The following is a 15896-nucleotide window of genomic DNA, read 5'->3' on the forward strand; positions in this document are numbered from 1 at the left end:
TTGTTCATGCGCTAGCGTTTCTTGCGGCAGGCATCCGAGCAGTAGATCACCGAATCCCAGTCCCGCGCCCATTTCTTGCGCCAGGTGAACGGCCGTTCGCACGCCGGGCAAATCTTCGTCGGCAGGTTCTGCTTGGCGACGCCATTGGGCATCAGCGGGGCTCCGCATCGAGGAAGGCGGCGACATCGGCGAGGTCGACGGTCGTGTCGAGATAGGTCCGGCCGATCCCGTGGGCGAGCAGGAAGGGCAGGGTGCCCGCCGCCATCTTCTTGTCGTGGCGCATGTGATCGACGAGCGTCGCGCCATCCGCGGCGACATGCGCGCCGGCCAGTCCGTCGGGGAGCTGAACAGCGCGCCAGTGCGCCGCCACCCGATCGGCCTCGTCGCGCGAACAGAGCCCGTGGGCCGCGGAATAGCGGAACGCCAGCGCACAGCCCGCGGCGACGCCCTCGCCGTGGATCAGCGTCTGCGAAAAGCCCGTCTCGGCCTCGAGCGCATGGCCGAAGGTGTGGCCCAGATTGAGCAGCGCGCGCGTGCCGGTCGTCTCATGTTCGTCCGCCGCGACGATGCGCGCCTTGGCGGACACGCTGTGTATGATGGCGTATTCGCGCAGTGCGATGTCGCCGGCGAGCAACGCCGCACCGTTCGTCTCGCACCAGGCGAAGAAGGCGGGGTCGTCGATCAGCCCGTATTTCACCACCTCGGCATAGCCCGCGCGCAGCTCGCGGATCGGCAGCGTGTCGAGCACCTGCGGGTCGATCAGGACCATCGCCGGCTGGTGGAAGGCGCCGATCAGGTTCTTGCCCGCGCGCGTGTTGATCGCGGTCTTGCCGCCGACCGAACTGTCGACCTGCGCCAACAGCGTGGTCGGGATCTGGACGAAGCGGCAGCCGCGCTTGAGGATGGCGCAGGCAAAGCCGACAAGATCGCCGATCACCCCGCCGCCAAGCGCAACGACGTGATCGCCGCGCTCGATGCCGATGTCGAGCAGGCGGTCGCACAGCCGTTCCAGCGTCGCCCAGCTCTTCGATCCCTCGCCGGGCGAAAGCACGATCGCCTCGCTCGCGACACCGTGCGCCGTGAGTGACGCCTGCAGCGTCGCCAGATGGCCGCTCAGATTCTCGTCGGTGACGATCGCCATCGTCCGACCGCGCGCGAGCGGCGCCAGATGATCGCCGGCATCCTCGAGCAGCCCGGCCCGGATATGGATCGGATAGGTCCGTGCGCCCAGGTTCACGGTGATGACGGTCATAGGCCGATGGCTTTCAGGATGGAGGCGACGGTCGCCTCGTGCGGCGCCTTGTTGCTGGCGATATGGATATGCGCCTTGGCGTAGATCGGGTTGCGGACGCGCGCGAGCTCGGCAAGCACCTGGCCCGCGTCGCGGTTGCGCAGCAGGGGGCGGGTGTTGCGACGCCCGACGCGCTCGACAAGGATCTCGGGCGGCGCGCTGAGCCAGATCGCGGTGGCTTCGGCGAGGATCAGGCTGCGCGTCTCGTCGTTGATGAACGCGCCGCCGCCGGTCGCGATGACCTTCGGCGTGCCGTCGATCAGCCGCGCGATCACGCGGCGCTCGCCGTCGCGGAAATAGGCCTCGCCATATTTGGCGAAGATCTCGCTCACGCTCATGCCGGACGCCGCCTCGATCTCGTGATCGGCGTCGACGAAGGGCAGCCGCAAGCGGTGCGCGAGGCGGCGGCCGACGGTGGTCTTGCCCACGCCCATCAGGCCGACGAGCACGATCGGGGGGCCGCTCCAGGGGGCAATCGGGTTGTGGCTTTGCAACATCGCGGTCCGCGCTATACAGCGGCACTGCGCGGGGGGAAACGGCATCCGCATGCCTATTCGCATCCGTCAGCAATGTCCTATCAGTCATTACAAGGTTTTGCGTATGTCCCGCCTGATAGTCTCGGTCGTCGTTATCCTGGTCGTCGTCGTCGGTGGGTTGTTCCTGCTCGCCGGTCGCGCAACCGAGCGCCCGCAGACGCAAGTCGAGAAGGCCGTGACGCTTGCGAACCTGTCCTAAGGTCACGCTGGCGGCGCTCGCCGCCGCCTGCAGCCTTGCCGCGCTCGCGCCGGCGATCGGGCAGGACCGACCGGAATCGCTCCTGCCGCCCGGTTTCGGTGACACGACGCCAACACCGGCGCCTGCACCGCGGCGGACTCCCCCGTCCGCCAGCCCGGCGCAGTCCCAGCCGCCCGGACAGGCACCAGCCCGGTCCGCACCGACGACCCCGTCTCCGGGGCCGACCGCGTCCCCCGGCGCTCCCGTTCCGGCGCCGCCGGCCGGGATGGCGACGATCCAGCCGCTGCCCGCACCTGATGACAGCGTTGCGCCGCTGACGACGACGCCTGCCGCTGACACGCCGCCACCGATCGATCCGGCGGTGCTCGCGCAATATGAGATGCCGGCCTCGGCCCGCCGTTCGCTCGACCGTGTGGGGCCGATCGGTCCCGGCGAGGGCGGCCTTGCGGCCGACGCGTTCGGCGATGCCGAGGGCCCCTATCTCGAAACGCTGATGCGGCGGTTGAGTGCGCCGCTCCCGTCGCGCTGGATGTCGATCCTGTTGCGGCGAGCGCTCGTGTCGCGGGTCGAGACCCCGGTCGGCGTCAACGGCGCGGATTTCGCCGCCGAGCGCGCCTGGCTGTTGCTGCGCATGGGCGAGTCCGTCGCCGCGCGTGCGGTGGTGCAGGGCGTCGATACCGGCAATTACACGCCCAAACTCTATCAGGTGGCGATGAACGCCGGTCTCGCCGCGGGCGATCCGGGGGCGTTGTGCCCGCTCGTCGAGGGCGCGATGCAACGCGCGCCAGCGCGTGGCTGGATCATGGCGCAGGCGATGTGCGCGGGGCTGTCGGGATCGCCGACCCAGGCCGGCGCGCTGATCACCGCGGCACGGCGCCGCAACGTCGCGTCGGGCGTCGACATGCTGCTCGCGCAGAAGGTCGTTGGCGCGGGCGGGCAGGGGCGTCAGGCGGTCACGATCGAATGGGATTCGGTCGACCAGCTGACCTCCTGGCGGTTCGGCCTGGCGATGGCGACCGGCGTCGCCGTTCCCGATGCGCTGTACCGTACCGTGGGCGTGCAGGCGACCTATTGGCGCGCGCTGTCCCCTGCGATGACGATCGCCGACCGCCTGCCCGCTGCGGACGCCGCCGCGGCGCAAGGGGTGCTGTCGAGCGCAGCGCTGGTCGATCTCTACGCCGCAGCGGAGGCGGACGACAGCGTGCAGAGCGCGGTGGCCGCGACCGTGCAGGACCTGCGCACCGCCTATGCCGACCGCAATGCCGAAGGCCGGATGACCGCGCTGCGATCGATCTGGGGCAAAGCGGAAGATGCTTGGCCGTCCTATGCCCGGATGGTGCTGACCGCGCGGGCGGCGGCACGGATCCCGCCCGCAAATGGCGAACGCGATGCGGACCGGATGGTCGCCGCGATGCTGTCCGCGGGGCTCGACCGGACTGCGGCGCGCTGGCGCGGCACGGTCGCCAAGGGGGGCGATGGCTGGGCGATGATCGCGCTGACGGATCCCGATGCGACCGGTCGCCTGAGCTATGGCGATCTGGCGGCCTATAGCGGTGGCCGTGGCGATTCGGCCCTGAAGCAGCGTCTGCTGTTCGCCGGACTGGCCGGTCTCGGGCGTCTGAGCGCGGGCGATATCGAACGCGCCGCGCAGGCGCTGGCGGTTCCGATCGGCACCGAAAATGGCTGGACGCGTGCGCTTGACAAGGCAGCGCGAGCGGGCCAGCCGGGGACGGTCGCGCTGCTCGCGGCGACGGGCATGCAGACCGCCAGCTGGCACGGCATGCCGCCCGAGGCCTTGTACCGGATCGTCGCCGCGTTGCGCGCTGTGGGTCTTGAGGGCGAGGCGCGTATGATCGCGGCCGAGGCAATCGCGCGCGCGTGACGCGGGCCCGATCATGACCGATGCGGTCGCCGGGGCGGATGCGGTCGAGCGCGCGCCGCCGGCGGCGAGCGACCGGGCGCTGATCGAGCGGTTCCTCGAGATGATGGCGGCGGAATCGGGCGCTGCGCCGAACACGATTGCGGCGTATCGCAGCGATCTCATGCTCGCATCACGCGTTGCCGAGGGTGCGCTGGCGGGCGCGGACGGCGATGCGCTGGGGCGGCTGGCGGACAGCTGGAGCAGCCTGTCGCGCGCGACGGTCGGCCGCAAGTCTGCAGCCTTGCGCCGGTTCTTCGGATTTCTCGCGGACGAAGGGCATCGCAGTGACGATCCGGGCAAGGCACTGCCGCGGCCAGGGACGGCACGCCCCTTGCCGAAGATCCTCAGCCACGGCGATGTCGACCGGTTGTTCGCCGCGATCGTCGAGCGCGTGGCGCGCGATCCGATGGATCCGGTCGACCTGCGGCTCTCCGCGCTGATCGAACTTCTTTACGGATCGGGGCTGCGTGCGACCGAGCTCGTCAGCCTGCCACGCGCCGCGGTGCACCCCGACCGGCCGTTCCTGATCCTGCGCGGCAAGGGCGGACGCGAGCGGCTCGTGCCGATCTCGGACCGGGCGCGTGCCGCCGTCGCGCTGTGGCGCACGCACGTCGCGGCGGATCAGCCCTGGCTGTTCCCCTCAGGCAAGGGGCATTTGTCACGAATTCGCCTGTACCAGATCGTCAAGGCGCTGGCGGCAGAGGCGGGGGTGCCCCCCGACCGCGTCAGCCCGCATGTCCTGCGCCACGCCTTCGCGACGCATCTGCTCGCGGGGGGCGCCGATCTGAGGGCGTTGCAGGTGATGCTCGGGCATGCCGATATCGCGACCACGGAGATCTATACGCATGTCGAGGCGAGCAAACTCATCGAGCTCGTCAACACCCGCCACCCCCTGACCGATCCTGAGCACGCGACCTCACGTTGACGTTCCGGCGCGCGCCCCGTAACCGACGCGGATGCCAAGCTTCCTCGACTTTGAGAAACCCATCGCCGAACTGCAGGGGCGGATCGACGAACTTCGTGAGACCGCCAGCGATGGCAATCTCGATCTGTCCGCCGATATCATGCGGTTGCAGGCGAAATCCGACAAGCTGCTGAAGGACACATTCGCCCGGTTGACGCCGTGGCAGAAGACGCAGGTCGCGCGCCATCCCGAGCGGCCGCACTTCAAGGATTATGCGGCCGCGCTGTTCGAGGAATTCGTGCCGCTCGCCGGTGACCGGGCGTTCGGCGACGACCAGGCGATCCTGGGAGGCTTTGCGACGTTCCGCGGCCGCAAGATCATGGTGCTCGGCCATGAGAAGGGCGACGATACCGCGAGCCGGTTGCGGCACAATTTCGGCATGGGCAAGCCCGAGGGCTATCGCAAGGCGATCCGCCTCGTTGAACTCGCGGACCGTTTCGGCCTGCCGATCGTGACGCTGGTCGACACGTCGGGGGCGTTTCCCGGCATCCAGGCGGAAGAGCGCGGACAGGCGGAGGCGATCGCCCGGTCGACCGAAGCCTGCTTGAACGCAGGCGTGCCGATCGTCTCGGCGATCGTCGGCGAGGGCGGATCAGGTGGCGCGGTCGCGCTGGCGGCGGGCAACCGCGTGCTGATGTTCGAACATGCCATTTATTCGGTGATCAGCCCCGAAGGCTGTGCGTCGATCCTGTGGCGTACCGCGGACAAGGCGGCCGAGGCCGCGGAGGCGATGCGCATCACGGCGCAGGATCTAAAGGCGTTCGGCGTGATCGACACGATCGTCCCCGAACCGCTGGGTGGCGCGCACCGTGACCGCGCGGTGGCGATCGACGCGCTGGGCAGCGCGCTGACGGATGCACTCGACTCGCTCGTTCCTTTGTCGCCGGTCGAGCTGCGCAAGGAGCGCCAGGCCAAGTTCCTCAAGATGGGCCGTCTCTGAGCCCGACAACGAAAGGGCGGCGGATCCGAAGATCCGCCGCCCTATGCGTTTCGTTTCGATCCTGGGACCGAGCAGATCAGGTCGTCGAGCCGTTCAGCTTGGTCGAGACGTTGTTGAACGTCTTGTTCAGGCTGCCACCCAGGCCCTGCATCGCGGCGATGGCTGCGACGGCGATCAGCGCGGCGATCAGGCCGTACTCGATTGCGGTTGCGCCCTTGGTATTCTTGAAAATCTTCCGAAGCGTCTGCATTCCGGTCTCCATCGTTAAAAGCATCAGTCACCCGGCCGCCCGGGGCTACACCGGATCAGCAATTTCGTGACTAGACGTGACCCATTGAGAAAAGCTTAAACGGGCGGATTTTTGCTATGGTTAGCGCGCGTTAGCCACTCGGTTGTGCAGCATACCCCAGAGCGCCGTGGTGCCATCAGCAAGATAGACGAGTCCGGCAATCATGCCGAGAACGACCAGCGCAAGAATAAGGCCGTATTCGACTGCGGTAGCGCCGCGCCGATCGGTGATAAGCGCGGCCGCAGCGGCGCGGATCTTGCGACGCATGGTCTTTACGACGATCAGCTTCGGCCTCATGGCGTGCCTTATACAGCGCGGAGATTAACGAATGACCAAAGCCGCTTACCTATTGCCGGTCGTCGCCGCCGCGCTGGTCGATGCGGATGGCCGCGTCCTGTTGCAGCAGCGCCCCGAGGGCCGCTCGCTGGCCGGGCTGTGGGAGTTTCCGGGCGGCAAGGTCGAGCCAGGCGAAACGCCCGAAGCCGCCTTGATCCGCGAGCTTGAAGAGGAACTGGCGATCACCGTGCCGCAGGCCTGCCTTGCCCCCGCCGCGTTTGCCAGCGCGCCGCTCGACGACCGGCATCTGCTCCTGCTGCTCTATATCACGCGCAAATGGATCGGCGTGCCTCGCGCGCTCGAGGCATCCGCGTTGCGCTGGGTCCGCCCGGCGGACATGCACGACCTGCCGATGCCACCTGCCGACCGGCCGTTGATCGGACTGCTCGACGCCTTGCTGTAAGCGCACCCTCGGCGTTTCGGCGCCAAAGGGCACATTGCGTCAGTCGATCCGGTACTGGATCGGCTTGAACGCGCCGCCATTGGACTGGAGCGCGGAACAGGCGGTCAAGCCGATGATCAGGTCCATCTCCGCGCGGAACGTGACGGTGTCGCCGGCGCGGCTGAGCGGTGGTTCGACGGTAAACGCCCCCGTCGTGCCATCGATCGGCACGTTCATGAAGCAGTTGAACGCGACCGGGATCGCATCCGGCTCGATACCATAAGGCGCGAGCGCCGCCGCGAGATTGCCGAAGCAGCCCCGGTGCGGATCGGTGTCGCCGTAGATGATGGCGAAGGTTTCCTTCGAACACGGCGTGAGCAGGAAATCATGCCGGCCGACATCATCGGCGATGATGTCGAGCATCACGGTGCTGCGGTTCGAATAGAGCCGGTCGCCGGTGGTGAGATACAGCCGGCTGGCATAGTCCAGCGTCCGCCCCGACGAAATCACCTCGCGCGTGTCGGCGCGGCTATAAGCCAGAAGATCGGCGACCTGCCGACCCTCGGGATCGATCACGGTCAGCGTCTGGCCACGATCGAGCGTGAAGGCGGTCCCGGACCGGGGACTGATCGTCTCAACCATGCGCACTGCTCCGCTTGAACGGGCATTTCCAAGAATCGTCGACGGCCCGCCCGCTATACTGGCGTGCCTCGCTCGATTCGCCGTGCCGCGCAAGCATCGGGTTCATCGACCCCGCCAGCTCGAGATCGCGCGCCAGGATCGACGTGCGCAACTTGTCGTAGCGCTGTTGCGTCCGCAGCACCTCGAACTGATCGTGGAGGTTGAACACCATCGCCGGCGCCTCGAAACGACGCGCGGGGCGGCTGGCCTGCGGATGCAGGCCGACGACGAAAAACGCCTCGCCGGAAAAGCTCAGCGAAAAATGCGGATCGTCGGGATCGGCGCTGACCGAGGGATCGGGACGATGGCCTAGCCACGCGTCCTTGTCGCTCAGCGACTGGGCCCGCGCCCAGAGGTGCGATTCGAATTCCTCTTCGCTCAGGTGCGTGGCACTGTCGGCCGGGCCTTCGAACAACACCACGAGCGTACGGAAGATCGCGCGATCCTGGTGATATTTGCGGACCGTGTCGCCCAACATGGGCAGGATGCGCAGGTCGTCCCATGCCGATCGAAGGTCGCGCGCAACGATGATGTCCATCTGCCCCTTCGCCAGCGCCGACTTGGCGCCGACACACGGGAAGGCAGTGTCCTTGATCGTCGCGATGAACGCGCGTGCGAGCGGATGGTCGTTTTGGGATTGCGGCTGATACATGGTCGACGAGGAACAGATGGCCGGCGGCTTTGTTTCGCCTTCGACGCGATTGACTCATCTCGATCAATATGAATCCGCTGATGAGCGCGTCACGTGCGCGGTATTGCGGTGGGGAAACAGGCATGCTGACGGAAAAATTTTTGCTGGGCCGAGGCCGCGAGGACCTGAGCGCACAGGAAAAGCAGATCCTGGAGGACAGCGTCGCCGAGGTAAGGTCGCTGCCGCCGCGCCATCGCCTCGTGCGTGCCGGCCAGCCCGTCCAGACGAGCACCCTGCTGCTCGAAGGGTTCATCTGCCGTTACATGGATGATCGGGATGGTCTGCGGCAGCTCGTCGCCGTCCATATCCCGGGGGATTTTGTCGATCTTCACGCCTTCCCGATGAAGCGGCTGGATCATGACGTCGCCACATTGGGGCCGGTAAAGGTCGCGACGTTCGACCATGCGACGCTGAAGACGATTACGGAACGGCATCCGCATCTGACGCAGCGGCTCTGGTTCAGCACGCTGCTGGATGCAGCGATGCACCGCGAATGGATTTTCCGGATGGGGCGGCTCGGCGCCGAGGGCCGCGTGGCGCATCTGTTCTGCGAGATCTACGCAAGGCTGGCGATGGTCGGCTTGGCGAAGGACGGCTGCTACACGCTGCCGATGACCCAGCCCGATCTGGCGGAGGCCTGCGGCATCACCGGCGTCCATGTCAATCGCGTGCTGCGCTTGCTGCGAGAGCGCAAGCTGGTGACATTCCGGGCAAATACCGTCGAGATCATGGATCCAGCCGGGCTGGCGAGTGTTGGTGAATTTCAGCCCGACTATCTTTACGGGACGAGCGCCACCCCCGCCGGAGCCTTTGCATGAACGACAGGTTGAAGCCGGAGGATGAGCCGGGCGTAGCGGCGGCCGAGCAGGGGCAGGTGACGCTCGATGGTCCCAATGGCCTGGCGATCGCGATGACGCCCGCGGCGGCGGCCGAAACGGGCCGCCGGCTGATCGAGGCGGCACGTTTGGCTGAACAGCAGACCCCGCCTTTAAACGCTATGGATGGGCATTCAGAGGCGTCTGACGACGTCTAGTCCCGGGCAGCCTGACCGGTCCTTTGGCACCATGGACACGGCCTGCCAGCGCGGGCCGGGGGGTGCCGCCGCGGTACGCGGGGTTCCGCATCTGCACATTGTCTCTATGATGGCGTCAACATCGTCCGGGAGAACCATGTGCATTTTCTATCCCTCGCGATCAGTGCAGCCGCATTGATGGCGTCAGCATCTACCATGGCGCAGACCGCGGTCGCGCCCTCCGCCAATCCGCTGCTTGCCGACTGGACCGGCCCCGCCGGCGGGGTGCCGCCCTGGGACAAGGTTCGCCCCGAACTGTTCCCGCAGGCGTTCGAGACGACGCTCGCCGAGCGCACCGCCGAATATCGCAAGATCGCCGACAACCCGGCCAAGCCGACCTTCGCGAACACGATCGTGCCGATGCAGCTTGCGGGCAAGCGCTACGGGCAGGTGATGACGCTGTTCGGCGTGATGACGGGCAACATGAACACGCCCGCCTATCAGAAGCTCGACCGCGAATGGTCGCCCAAATTCTCCGCCGCGTCGGATGCCATCACGTTCGACAAGCCGCTGTTTGCGCGGATCCAGGCGATCTACGACGCGCGCAACTCGAGTGGGCTGGACGCGCAGCAGATCCGGCTCGTGACGCGGATCTATGACAGCTATGTGCGCCAGGGCGCGAAACTGAACGATGCGCAGAAGGCGCAGCTGTCTCAGTATAACCAGCAGCTCGCGACGCAGTTCTCGACCTTTGGCGAGAAGCTGCTCGCCGACGAGAGCAAGGCCATCTCGGTGACCGACGAGGCGCAGCTGGCCGGGCTTCCCGACAGCGTGAAGGCGGTCGCCAGGGCCGCGGCGGCCGAGCGCAAGCTGCCGGGCTTCGCGATCGTCAACACGCGCTCGGCGGTCGATCCGGTGCTGACCTACGCGACCGACCGCGCCCTGCGTGAGAAGGTGTGGCGCGCGTTCGTCAATCGCGGCGATAACGGCGATGCCAACGACACGAACGCGACGATCGCGCAGATCGTCAAGCTGCGTGCCGATCGCGCGCATCTGCTCGGGTTCAAGACGCATGCCGACTGGCGGATGCAGGACACGATGGCCAAGACGCCCGCCGCGGCGATGGACCTGATGATGCGTGTCTGGCCCGCCGCCAAGGGGCGCGTCGCCGAGGAAGTCGCCGACATGCAGAAGATCGCCGGCACGTCGCTGACGATCGAGCCGTGGGATTACCGCTTCTATCAGGAGAAGGTCCGCAAGAGCCGCTACGATCTCGACCAGGCGCAGCTCAAGCCGTATTTCGAGCTCGGCAACATCATCCAGGGATCGCTCTACGCCGCCAACCGGCTGTACGGGCTGAACTTCAAGGAGATCACCGGCACGGTGCCGGTGTTCGAGCCGAACATGCGTGTGTGGAGCGTGACGGACAAGGCCGGCAAGGATGTCGGGCTGTTCTACCGCGACGATTTCGCGCGGACCGGCAAGCGCTCGGGCGCATGGGCGAACACCTATCGCGGGCAGCGCGGGCTGGCCCCGGCGCAGCTGGTGCTGTCTTCGAACAACAACAATTTCGCCAAGGGCGCACCCGGCGAGCCGATCCTGATCAGCCTCGACGATGCGCAGACGCTGTTCCACGAATTCGGCCATGCGATCCACGCGATGCTGCAGAACGTCCAGTATCCGGGCCTTGCAGGGACGCCGCGCGACTTCGTCGAATATCCGAGTCAGGTGAACGAGCATTGGCTGCTGACCCGTGACGTGCTCGACAAATATGCGCGGCATTACCAGACCAAGGCGGCGATGCCGCAGGACCTGCTCGACAAGATCGAGAAGTCACGGACGTTCAACCAGGGCTTTGCCACCGCGGAATATCTGTCGTCGGCGATCGTCGACATGAAGATCCACACCGTGGCCAATGGCGTGATCGACCCGGACAAATTCGAGGCTGCGACGCTCGCCGAGATCGGCATGCCGAAGCAGCTGGTGATGCGGCACCGCGTGCCGCAGTTCCAGCATCTGTTCTCGTCCGACAGCTATTCGGCGGGCTATTACAGCTATCTCTGGTCCGAGACGATGGACGCGGACACGTTCGCCGCGTTCGAGGAGGCGGGCAGCCCCTGGGACAAGCCGACCGCGGACAAGTTCGCAAGGCTCCTGCTGTCGACGGGTAACGAGACCGATCGTGCCGAGGCGTACCGCGCCTTTCGCGGTCGCGACCCGGATGTGAACGCGTTGCTCAAGAAGCGCGGCTTCGCCCCAACTCAAGCCGCACAGGACGCGAAATAATGGCCCCCGATCAGAAAACTCGCCTGAAAGCGATCATCGGCGGATCGACGGGCAATCTCGTCGAATGGTTCGACTGGTACGTTTATTCCGCCTTCACGCTCTACTTCGCGCCGCATTTCTTCCCGTCAACGGATCGCACCGCGCAGCTGCTGAGTGCGGCGGCGATTTTCGCCGTCGGCTTCCTGATGCGGCCGATCGGCGCGTGGATCATGGGGGTCTATTCGGATCGCCACGGCCGCAAGGCGGGGCTGACAGTCGCGGTCACGCTGATGTGCGCGGGGTCGCTGATCATCGCATGTACGCCGGGATACGAAACGATCGGCGTGTTCGCGCCGATCATGCTGGTGATCGCACGCCTGATGCAGGGGTTGTCGGTCGGCGGTGAATATGGCGCGTCGGCGACGTATCTGACCGAGATGGCAGGCAAGGATCGCCGCGGGTTCTTCTCGTCGTTCCAGTATGTCACGCTGATCTCGGGCCAGCTGCTCGCGATCTGCGTGCTGCTGGTGCTGCAGTCGACGATGAGCGAGGCGGCACTCGATTCTTGGGGCTGGCGCATTCCGTTCGCGATCGGTGCGGTCCTGGCCGTGGTCGTGTTCTACATCCGTCGCGGGCTGGCCGAAACGCAGAGCTTCGAGAATGCCAAGTCCGAGGCGGGCGACGGCAAGCCCAAGTCGGGCTTCCTCCAGCTGATCACCAAGCATCCGCGCGAGACGATGACGGTGATGCTTCTGACCGCAGGCGGTACGCTCGCCTTCTATGCCTACTCGATCTACATGCAGAAGTTCCTGGTGAACACGAGCGGTTTCAGCCGCGAAGTGGCGAGCCAGATCAATGCCGCGACGCTGTTCGTGTTCATGCTGCTCCAGCCGATTGCGGGCGGGTTGTCGGATCGGGTCGGCCGCAAGCCGCTGATGATCGCGTTCGGCATTGCAGGCGTGCTGTTCACCTATCCGATCTTCACCGCGCTCGAGACGGCGACCAACCCGGTCTATGCCGGGTTGCTCGTGATGGCGGCGCTGCTGATCGTGACGGGCTACACCTCGATCAACGCAGTCGTGAAGGCTGAGTTATTCCCTGCGCATATCCGTGCGCTGGGTGTGGCCTTGCCCTATGCGCTCGCCAACACGCTGTTCGGCGGGACCGCCGAATATGTCGCGCTCAAGTTCAAGGATTCCGGGTTCGAGCGCGGCTTCTACTGGTATGTGACCGGCATGATCGCGGTGTCGCTGATCGTGTATCTGCGGATGAAGGATACGCGGACCAACAGCCAGATCGTCGAGGACTAGGGGCTTCGGCCCGCTCACCTCACAACCTCTGTCATCCTGACGAAAGTCAGGATCCAGAGCCCAATGTCGCAGCATGCGTGGCTCTGGATCCTGGGTCGAGCCCAGGATGACGGATTTGGGCAGGGGTGCGCGCCCGATTTGGCCTTAGCGCGGGAGTTCGATGATCGCGTCCAGGCCGCCGCCCGTGCGGTTGACGAGGCGTATCTCGCCGCCGGCCTCGCGGATGATGGCGCGGGCGAGCGCAAGGCCCAGCCCGATGCCCCCGGTTTCGCGGTTGCGCGACGTTTCCAGCCGGGTGAAAGCATCGAACACGTCGCCCATGCGATCCTCGGGGACCCCGGGTCCCTGATCGGCGACAACGATCGCGACGCGGCGCGCATCCGCCTCGACGCGGACCTCCGCCGACACACCATATTTGACCGCATTCTCGATCAGGTTGCGAACCGCACGCCGGATCAGCGACGGGCGCAGGTGCATCCGCAGCCGGCCCGCCTCGACGAAGGTCACGTTGTCACCAATATCGCGGAAATCCTCGACCACCGCGTCCACCAGCGCCGCCAGATCGACATCGGTCGGCGGCTCGCTCGGACGGCCGAGCCGGGCAAGCGACAGGATGTCGTCGAGCGTGCGGTTCATCTCGGCGATCGTGTCCGCCATCCGCGTGCGATCGGTGTCGTCCTCGACCGATTCGATACGAACACGCAGTGCTGCCAGCGGCGTGCGCAGGTCATGGCCGATCGCACCGAGCATCCGATCCTTCTCGTCGAGCATCGCGGTGACGCGCAGCCGCAGCGCGTTGAATGCGCCGACCAGCGCGGCGACGTCGTCGGGGCCGCGAACCGACAGCGCGATACCCGGCTCGCCCGGCCGGAACGACTCCGCCGCAGCGCGCAGATCGCGCAACGGGCGCGACATCCGCCGGACGATCCACAGCACCGGCAACAGCACGATGACGTACAGGATCGCGGTCTGGCTGAGCAGTGCGAACAGCAGCCGCCAGCCCGGTTGCGGCCACGGCGCGGTGATCGCCAGCCACCCGCGGCCCGGCTGTTCGACCGCGATCACCAGCGTGGGGCCCTGCAGGTCGCCCCGCCGGTCGGCGTTGCGACGACCCTCCCGCCGCCGGGACCCGGCATCGTCGTCGGAAACCGGGCGCAGACCGGTATCGATCCGGCCCACCGTCAGCCCCTGGTCGGCAAGCTGGCGACGGAGTTCTGCCGCGACCTCCGGATGCCGTTGATAGGCGAAAGGGGCAAGCGGATTGGCGGTGAGGCGACGGACCCGGCCGCGGTCGGCGGTCAGCGGTCGCCCGGCATGCGCCTCGCGTTCGAGCGCATCGGCAATCCGGGTCGCCACCGGTCGCGTCGCCTGGGCGAGACGGAATTCGGTCCGGTCGCGAAGGATGAGCCCGAAATTGATCGCCTGCGCGACGAACAGGGCGAGTGCGATCAGCAGAGCCATCTGCCCTGCCAGACTGCGCGGCCAGGGCCGGGACGCCGTCACGGGTGCGCGATCACAGACGGATGACCTCGGCCGCCAGCGTATAGCCGCCGCCCCAGACCGTCTTGATCAGTTCGGGCGTCTTGGCATCCGCCTCGATCTTGCGACGCAGCCGGCTGACCTGGTTGTCGATCGCGCGATCGAACGCGGCGGCCTCGCGCCCCTGGGTCAGATCGAGCAGCTGGTCGCGGGTCAGGACCTGGCGCGGTCGCGTGACGAGCGCGAGCAGCAGGTTGTACTCGCCGGTCGACAACGGCACCGACACGCCTTCACGGTCGACCAGCGCGCGTTCGCCCGATTTCAGAACCCAGCCGGCAAAGGCGTAGGAATTGGCCTCGGGCGCATGCTGACGTGCGCCGCCCGCGGTGGCGCGGCGCAGGACGACCTTCACCCGCGTCGCGAGTTCGCGCGGCGAGAAAGGCTTCACGACATAATCGTCGGCGCCCATTTCCAGCCCGACGATCCGGTCGGTTTCCTCGGCGCGCGCGGTCAGCAGGATGACCGGCACGTCGCTGGTCGCGGCGATGTGGCGGCACAGGCTCAGCCCGTCCTCGCCCGGCATCATGATGTCGAGGATGACGAGGTCGATCGCATAGGCGGTCAGCCGCGTCCGCGCGGCTTCCGCGTCGCCGGCCTGCGTGACGCGAAATCCCTGCTTGGTCAGATAGGCGGCCAGCGGCTCGCGGATCGAACGCTCGTCATCGACGAGCAACAGATGCGGCATGTCTCCCATGGGGGCGACGTCTAGCATGGTGCGTGTCCAAAGGAAGCGCCGGACGATCGCAGACCGTCCGGCACGCAGGGGCAGGGGGGCGGATTACTGATCGGTGTCGCCGCCCGGCCGGTCCATCCGGTGCCCGCGACCATGGCGCATCGCACGGCGATCGGGCCGCTCGCCCGCGTCGAGCCGTCCGTCATGATTGGCGTCCATCCGGTCGAAACGCTGCCCGGCACGGTCGATGAATTCGGCGCGTGTGAGCACGCCGTCATCGCCGCCGCGCCTGCCGCGCATCATCTGGCCCTTCCTGCCGTCCGCCATGCCTGCGCGCTCGGGCGGGAGCGTCTTGCCGCGTGCCGCCATCCGGGCCTCGCGACGGTCGCGCATCGCTTCGCGCGCCGCCTGGCGTTCGGCGGCGGTCACGATGCCGTCGCCGTCGGCGTCCAATCGGGCGAACTGGGCCTCTGCCTGCGCGACGACTTCGGCGCGGGTGAGGACACCGTCGCGATCGGTGTCAGCCTGCATCATCGGCCCGCCGCGCATCCGCCCTGCGTGCCGCGGACCGGGACCGCGGGGGGCCGGTGCGGGCGCCGCCTGCGTCTGGCCGGCGATGGTCGTCTGCAGCGCGGCGCGGTTGGCGGCGCTGGTGGCGGCGGCGTCGGCGCGGTCGGCGGGGGCGGACTGTGCGCCGCATGCCGTGGCGGCAAAGCTGCTGGCTGTCAGCGCCAGCGTGAGCAGGGTCTTGCGCATCGCGTATCTCCGGTCGGACGGGGCTGATCCCCATCGAATGTCCCGGTTATGACGATCGGCTGTCGCGACGCTTTGTCAGGTGAGGGATAAACTGTCGCAATCTGTATCGTG

19 protein-coding genes are annotated in these 15896 nt (G+C 67.0%); 9 read left to right on the forward strand and 10 right to left on the reverse strand.

Annotation, left to right across the window (positions count from 1 at the left end):
• Nucleotides 1-11: 11 nt before the first annotated feature.
• Genes sphst_RS07785 through sphst_RS07795 form a run of 3 tightly spaced genes read right to left on the reverse strand, consistent with a single transcriptional unit; the run spans nt 12 to nt 1788 of the window.
• Nucleotides 12-152, reverse strand: a complete 141-nt coding sequence (locus sphst_RS07785; RefSeq protein WP_081874135.1) for a DUF2256 domain-containing protein — start codon at nt 150-152, stop codon at nt 12-14.
• Nucleotides 152-1252, reverse strand: a complete 1101-nt coding sequence (aroB, locus tag sphst_RS07790) for a 3-dehydroquinate synthase (RefSeq protein ID WP_031395246.1) — start codon at nt 1250-1252, stop codon at nt 152-154. Before aroB ends, sphst_RS07785 begins: the two co-directional genes overlap by 1 nt.
• Entirely contained in the window at nt 1249-1788 is a 540-nt protein-coding gene (locus tag sphst_RS07795; RefSeq protein WP_031395245.1) for a shikimate kinase, read from the reverse strand. Before sphst_RS07795 ends, aroB begins: the two co-directional genes overlap by 4 nt.
• Before the next feature lie 103 nt (nt 1789-1891).
• Between sphst_RS07795 and sphst_RS21490 the strand changes: the two genes are divergently transcribed.
• Genes sphst_RS21490 through sphst_RS07810 form a run of 4 tightly spaced genes read left to right on the forward strand, consistent with a single transcriptional unit; the run spans nt 1892 to nt 5851 of the window.
• Nucleotides 1892-2026 (forward strand): hypothetical protein, encoded by a 135-nt coding sequence (locus sphst_RS21490; protein WP_260171443.1) that lies wholly within the window; start codon nt 1892-1894, stop codon nt 2024-2026.
• Nucleotides 2010-3908, forward strand: coding sequence for a hypothetical protein (locus sphst_RS07800; protein WP_107045375.1), 1899 nt, complete (start codon nt 2010-2012; stop codon nt 3906-3908). The genes sphst_RS21490 and sphst_RS07800 overlap by 17 nt, the downstream gene beginning before the upstream one ends.
• 13 nt (nt 3909-3921) lie before the next feature.
• Complete coding sequence (locus tag sphst_RS07805; protein ID WP_056406179.1) at nt 3922-4872, forward strand: tyrosine-type recombinase/integrase; 951 nt, start codon at nt 3922-3924, stop codon at nt 4870-4872.
• A gap of 31 nt (nt 4873-4903) precedes the next feature.
• Entirely contained in the window at nt 4904-5851 is a 948-nt protein-coding gene (locus tag sphst_RS07810; protein WP_031396232.1) for an acetyl-CoA carboxylase carboxyltransferase subunit alpha, read from the forward strand.
• Between the two features lie 76 nt (nt 5852-5927).
• On the opposite strand, the gene sphst_RS07815 is transcribed toward sphst_RS07810, so the two are convergent.
• Together sphst_RS07815 and sphst_RS07820 are read right to left on the reverse strand one after the other, a co-directional pair.
• Nucleotides 5928-6101 carry a Flp family type IVb pilin gene (locus tag sphst_RS07815; RefSeq protein WP_031396231.1) on the reverse strand — a complete coding sequence of 58 codons (174 nt, stop codon included), beginning with the start codon at nt 6099-6101 and terminating at the stop codon, nt 5928-5930.
• A gap of 120 nt (nt 6102-6221) precedes the next feature.
• The gene (locus sphst_RS07820) at nt 6222-6437 is read right to left on the reverse strand and encodes a Flp family type IVb pilin (protein ID WP_414711882.1); all 216 of its coding nucleotides are present in this window, start codon (nt 6435-6437) and stop codon (nt 6222-6224) included.
• Nucleotides 6438-6468: 31 nt separating this feature from the next.
• Here sphst_RS07820 and sphst_RS07825 point away from each other — a divergent pair, with 31 nt between their 5' ends.
• Nucleotides 6469-6879, forward strand: coding sequence for a (deoxy)nucleoside triphosphate pyrophosphohydrolase (locus sphst_RS07825; protein ID WP_031396229.1), 411 nt, complete (start codon nt 6469-6471; stop codon nt 6877-6879).
• Nucleotides 6880-6918: 39 nt separating this feature from the next.
• On the opposite strand, the gene sphst_RS07830 is transcribed toward sphst_RS07825, so the two are convergent.
• Together sphst_RS07830 and gntA are read right to left on the reverse strand one after the other, a co-directional pair.
• Nucleotides 6919-7500, reverse strand: coding sequence for a DUF1989 domain-containing protein (locus sphst_RS07830; protein ID WP_031439601.1), 582 nt, complete (start codon nt 7498-7500; stop codon nt 6919-6921).
• On the reverse strand, nt 7493-8191 hold the full coding sequence (gntA, locus tag sphst_RS07835; RefSeq protein WP_056406180.1) for a guanitoxin biosynthesis heme-dependent pre-guanitoxin N-hydroxylase GntA: 699 nt from the start codon (nt 8189-8191) through the stop codon (nt 7493-7495). Before gntA ends, sphst_RS07830 begins: the two co-directional genes overlap by 8 nt.
• A 122-nt stretch (nt 8192-8313) precedes the next feature.
• Here gntA and sphst_RS07840 point away from each other — a divergent pair, with 122 nt between their 5' ends.
• From sphst_RS07840 to sphst_RS07855, 4 genes are all read left to right on the forward strand, one after another.
• Nucleotides 8314-9048 carry a Crp/Fnr family transcriptional regulator gene (locus sphst_RS07840; RefSeq protein ID WP_031394876.1) on the forward strand — a complete coding sequence of 245 codons (735 nt, stop codon included), beginning with the start codon at nt 8314-8316 and terminating at the stop codon, nt 9046-9048.
• Complete coding sequence (locus sphst_RS07845) at nt 9045-9263, forward strand: hypothetical protein (RefSeq protein ID WP_042466584.1); 219 nt, start codon at nt 9045-9047, stop codon at nt 9261-9263. Before sphst_RS07840 ends, sphst_RS07845 begins: the two co-directional genes overlap by 4 nt.
• Before the next feature lie 138 nt (nt 9264-9401).
• Nucleotides 9402-11528, forward strand: a complete 2127-nt coding sequence (locus tag sphst_RS07850) for a M3 family metallopeptidase (protein ID WP_234387507.1) — start codon at nt 9402-9404, stop codon at nt 11526-11528.
• Entirely contained in the window at nt 11528-12817 is a 1290-nt protein-coding gene (locus tag sphst_RS07855) for an MFS transporter (RefSeq protein ID WP_031395035.1), read from the forward strand. The genes sphst_RS07850 and sphst_RS07855 overlap by 1 nt, the downstream gene beginning before the upstream one ends.
• A 144-nt stretch (nt 12818-12961) precedes the next feature.
• Here sphst_RS07855 and sphst_RS07860 read toward each other — a convergent pair whose 3' ends face one another.
• From sphst_RS07860 to sphst_RS07870, 3 genes are all read right to left on the reverse strand, one after another.
• Nucleotides 12962-14278, reverse strand: coding sequence for a sensor histidine kinase (locus sphst_RS07860; protein ID WP_081877652.1), 1317 nt, complete (start codon nt 14276-14278; stop codon nt 12962-12964).
• Between the two features lie 52 nt (nt 14279-14330).
• Nucleotides 14331-15050 (reverse strand): response regulator, encoded by a 720-nt coding sequence (locus sphst_RS07865; RefSeq protein WP_031395033.1) that lies wholly within the window; start codon nt 15048-15050, stop codon nt 14331-14333.
• Between the two features lie 84 nt (nt 15051-15134).
• Nucleotides 15135-15785, reverse strand: a complete 651-nt coding sequence (locus sphst_RS07870; protein ID WP_234387508.1) for a hypothetical protein — start codon at nt 15783-15785, stop codon at nt 15135-15137.
• Nucleotides 15786-15896: the final 111 nt, after the last annotated feature.

Origin of the sequence: Sphingomonas sp. STIS6.2, from assembly GCF_000732685.2 — a bacterium.
GTDB classification, from domain to species: Bacteria; Pseudomonadota; Alphaproteobacteria; order Sphingomonadales; family Sphingomonadaceae; genus Sphingomonas; species Sphingomonas aerolata.

Excerpts from the sequence above, each read along its gene's own strand:
- sphst_RS07855 (WP_031395035.1), top strand. The coding sequence starts at position 11,528 with ATGGCCCCCGATCAGAAAACTCGCCTGAAAGCGATCATCGGCGGATCG.
- sphst_RS07810 (WP_031396232.1), top strand. The coding sequence starts at position 4,904 with ATGCCAAGCTTCCTCGACTTTGAGAAACCCATCGCCGAACTGCAGGGG.
- sphst_RS07785 (WP_081874135.1), bottom strand. The coding sequence starts at position 152 with ATGCCCAATGGCGTCGCCAAGCAGAACCTGCCGACGAAGATTTGCCCG.
- sphst_RS07815 (WP_031396231.1), bottom strand. The coding sequence starts at position 6,101 with ATGCAGACGCTTCGGAAGATTTTCAAGAATACCAAGGGCGCAACCGCA.
- sphst_RS07830 (WP_031439601.1), bottom strand. The coding sequence starts at position 7,500 with ATGGTTGAGACGATCAGTCCCCGGTCCGGGACCGCCTTCACGCTCGAT.
- sphst_RS07805 (WP_056406179.1), top strand. The coding sequence starts at position 3,922 with ATGACCGATGCGGTCGCCGGGGCGGATGCGGTCGAGCGCGCGCCGCCG.
- gntA (WP_056406180.1), bottom strand. The coding sequence starts at position 8,191 with ATGTATCAGCCGCAATCCCAAAACGACCATCCGCTCGCACGCGCGTTC.
- sphst_RS21490 (WP_260171443.1), top strand. The coding sequence starts at position 1,892 with ATGTCCCGCCTGATAGTCTCGGTCGTCGTTATCCTGGTCGTCGTCGTC.
- sphst_RS07840 (WP_031394876.1), top strand. The coding sequence starts at position 8,314 with ATGCTGACGGAAAAATTTTTGCTGGGCCGAGGCCGCGAGGACCTGAGC.
- sphst_RS07865 (WP_031395033.1), bottom strand. The coding sequence starts at position 15,050 with ATGGGAGACATGCCGCATCTGTTGCTCGTCGATGACGAGCGTTCGATC.
- sphst_RS07845 (WP_042466584.1), top strand. The coding sequence starts at position 9,045 with ATGAACGACAGGTTGAAGCCGGAGGATGAGCCGGGCGTAGCGGCGGCC.
- sphst_RS07825 (WP_031396229.1), top strand. The coding sequence starts at position 6,469 with ATGACCAAAGCCGCTTACCTATTGCCGGTCGTCGCCGCCGCGCTGGTC.
- sphst_RS07795 (WP_031395245.1), bottom strand. The coding sequence starts at position 1,788 with ATGTTGCAAAGCCACAACCCGATTGCCCCCTGGAGCGGCCCCCCGATC.
- sphst_RS07820 (WP_414711882.1), bottom strand. The coding sequence starts at position 6,437 with ATGAGGCCGAAGCTGATCGTCGTAAAGACCATGCGTCGCAAGATCCGC.
- sphst_RS07870 (WP_234387508.1), bottom strand. The coding sequence starts at position 15,785 with ATGCGCAAGACCCTGCTCACGCTGGCGCTGACAGCCAGCAGCTTTGCC.
- aroB (WP_031395246.1), bottom strand. The coding sequence starts at position 1,252 with ATGACCGTCATCACCGTGAACCTGGGCGCACGGACCTATCCGATCCAT.
- sphst_RS07860 (WP_081877652.1), bottom strand. The coding sequence starts at position 14,278 with ATGGCTCTGCTGATCGCACTCGCCCTGTTCGTCGCGCAGGCGATCAAT.